The sequence below is a fragment of the Stenotrophomonas rhizophila genome, assembly GCF_020857975.1.
Classification (GTDB): domain Bacteria; phylum Pseudomonadota; class Gammaproteobacteria; order Xanthomonadales; family Xanthomonadaceae; genus Stenotrophomonas; species Stenotrophomonas rhizophila_C.
In genome coordinates this window covers 1-2,752 of sequence record NZ_JACWUO010000039.1, presented here as the reverse complement: position 1 = coordinate 2,752, position 2,752 = coordinate 1, and the positions used below count along the sequence as shown (strand labels likewise).

The following is a 2,752-nucleotide window of genomic DNA, read 5'->3' as shown; positions in this document are numbered from 1 at the left end:
GTTCCTCCATCGAAGCGGCGGTTTCTTCCAGGTTGGCGGCCTGCTGTTCGGTACGCCGCGACAGGTCGCTGTTGCCGCTGGCGATCTCGCCGGCGGCCAGGTTGATGCTGCCGGCCGCGGTCTGGATCTGGCCGACGATCCGGGTCAGCTGGGACACGCTGGCATTGGCATCGTCGCGCATGCGCGCGAACACGCCCTGGAAGTCGCCCTGCATGCGCACGGTGAGGTTGCCTTCGGCGATGGCCGAGAGCAGCAGGGAGAGCTTGCCCAGGTTGTCGTCGCTGACCTGCATCATCGCGTTGAGGTTGGCGATCATCAGGCCGAAATCGTGATCGAAGCGGGCGCTGTCGCCGCGCTGGCTGAAGTCGCCGGCGGCTGCGGAGGCGGCCAGGCGCTTGATCTCGGCATTGATGCTGCCCAGGTTGTGCTTGACCGTGTCCACGGTGGCGGTGATGGCGGCCTTCTGCCCGGGATAACGGGCGATGTCGGCCGACAGGTCGCCGATGGCGTAGGCCTGCACCACCTGCAGCACCTCCTGCATGGTCTGCACGTGCGCGCCGACCAGGATATTGGTTTCATGCACCATCAGCCCGTATTCACCGGGGAAGGCGCTTTCGTCGATGCGGAAGCTGGTCTGGCCGGCATCATGCTGGCGGGCCATTTCGCGCTGGCCGCCGATCACCGCATGCAGCTGGCTCTGCATGCGCGCCATGCTTTCCAGCAGGCGGCCGGGTTCGTCGTGGGGCTGCTCGCCGATGCGGCTGTCCAGCTTGCCGGCGGCGATGCTTTCGGCGACCTGGGTGGCCTGGCGCAGGGGCAGGGTGATGCGGTTGCCGATCAGCCAGCTCAGGGCCAGGACGACCAGGACCACGGCGCCGCCGCTGGCGGCCATGATCGCGGTGAACACCAGGGCCTGCTGCTGGACGTCGTGCATGTAGACGCCGCTGCTGACCACCCACTGCCAGGGCTTGTACATTCCGGCATAGGAGGCCTTGTCGAACAGGCCTTCCTCGCCGGCCTTGGCCCACTTGTAGGACACCACGCCGCCGCCCTGGCCGGCGACCTGGACCATGTCGTGGAACAGGCGCACGCCGTCCTCGGAGCGGAAGTCCTTCATGTCCTTGCCGATGAGATCCTTGCGGAACGGGTGCATCAGCACGCGGTAGCGGGTGTCGTAGATGCTGTAGTAGTAGGCGTCCTTGTCAGCGCGCATGCGCTCCAGGGCCTGCAGCGCAGCGGCCTTGGCCGCCGGTTCGGTCAGCTCGCCGGTTTCGGCCAGGCGGTGGTAGTGCTCCAGGATGCCGTAGGTAAGCTCGACCTGGATCTTCAGGCTGTCCTTGCGGGTCTCGGTGAGGTCCAGGTACTGCATGCGCGCGGCGATCACCGACAGCGCGATCACGCCCACGGCGATCAGCACGGTGAGCAGGTTGAGCTTGCGCCTGACGGACAGGTTGGAGAAGTACTGGTTCCAGCGGCTGATCGGATTCATGGGCAGGGCATCGAGGGTCGACATTCGTGTCGCGGCAATGCTGTTATCGGCCGCGCATGGCACCTATTGAGGCGGGCTGCCTGAGCGTATTCAGGTTGCGGTTGTCCGGGTCCCCATGCGACAAGGCGCATCCACGCTTGGCGTGGATCCATGGCGCCCAAAAGGTTGTTCGCCGATTTGCGGGAGGTCAGCTGCGAATGGCAACCTCAGATCAAAGGCAGTAGCCGACGTATGTGCTGATTGGGCTGGCGCGGGTGGGCTGGCGGGACACGCCGTGAACCCATCCGTGGGGGCTTGGCGAAAACATCCATGTTTTCGACAGTCCCGCCAACCCACCCACGCCAACCCTTCACACATGGCTGGCACGCATGGGAAAGCGTAGGTCCGAGCCAGGCTCGGACAACGCAACGCTGAGACGAAGCGTGTCCGACCATGGGTCGGACCTACCCCGATGGGGTTACCAGAACTGGAGCAGTAGGGCCGAGCGCTGGTCGGACGATGTTGCTGTTGCTGTTGCTATTGATCTTGATCTTGATCTTGACCTTGATCTACCTCCCCCTTGGAGCGAGCCGAGCATCGCAGCGTCATCGGGGGCGAAGAGGCGCGGGTGTCTGAGCGTAGCGAGTTCCGCGCCGTCCCCCGATGACGCGAGAAGCGCAGGGCACCGGCAGGCGTAGCCTGACGGCGAGCGGACGGGGGCGTGTTCTTTGGTTACTTTCTTGCACGAGCAAGAAAGTGACTCGCGCCCCGCAGGGGCACGAAACGCTTTTGAAGCTATTCGCGAAGCGGAAACAGCAACGCTGATGCATCCGGACAATGGCCAGCAGTGTCGGGATAGGCGAAGAGCCAACAAAAAGCCCCGATGCCGAAGCAGCGGGGCTTTTTGCGTTGCAGGTCCGTGGGCGCGTGGCGCGCTTAGAACTCCTGCCAGTCGCCGTCGGCCAGTTCGGTGGCGACCGGGCGGGCAGCTGCGCGGCGCGCCGGGGCCGGCGCAGCCGCCACCGGACGCGACGCGCGCGGGGCAGGGGCGGCAACGGCGGCCGGCAGGTCGTGTTCGTCGAGCTTGAAGATCGACACCGCGCCGCTGAGTTGGCCGGCCTGCTCTTCCATCGAGCGCGCCGCAGCGGTGGCTTCTTCGACCAGGGCGGCGTTCTGCTGGGTGGTCTCGTCCATCTGCACCACGGTCTGGTTGACCTGTTCGATGCCGGCCGACTGTTCCTGCGAGGCCGCCGAGATCTCGGCCATGATGTCGGTCACCCGCTG

At 65.6% G+C, this 2,752-nt stretch carries 1 protein-coding gene and 1 pseudogene; both read right to left on the bottom strand.

Annotation, left to right across the window (positions count from 1 at the left end; translation table 11 throughout):
- Positions 1-1,489, bottom strand: a 1,489-nt coding sequence (locus IC535_RS18655; RefSeq protein WP_228887735.1) for a cache domain-containing protein, incomplete at its 3' end; no start/stop codon positions are given.
- Positions 1,490-2,404: 915 nt separating this feature from the next.
- Positions 2,405-2,752: pseudogene (locus tag IC535_RS18650) on the bottom strand (methyl-accepting chemotaxis protein); the annotation flags it as partial.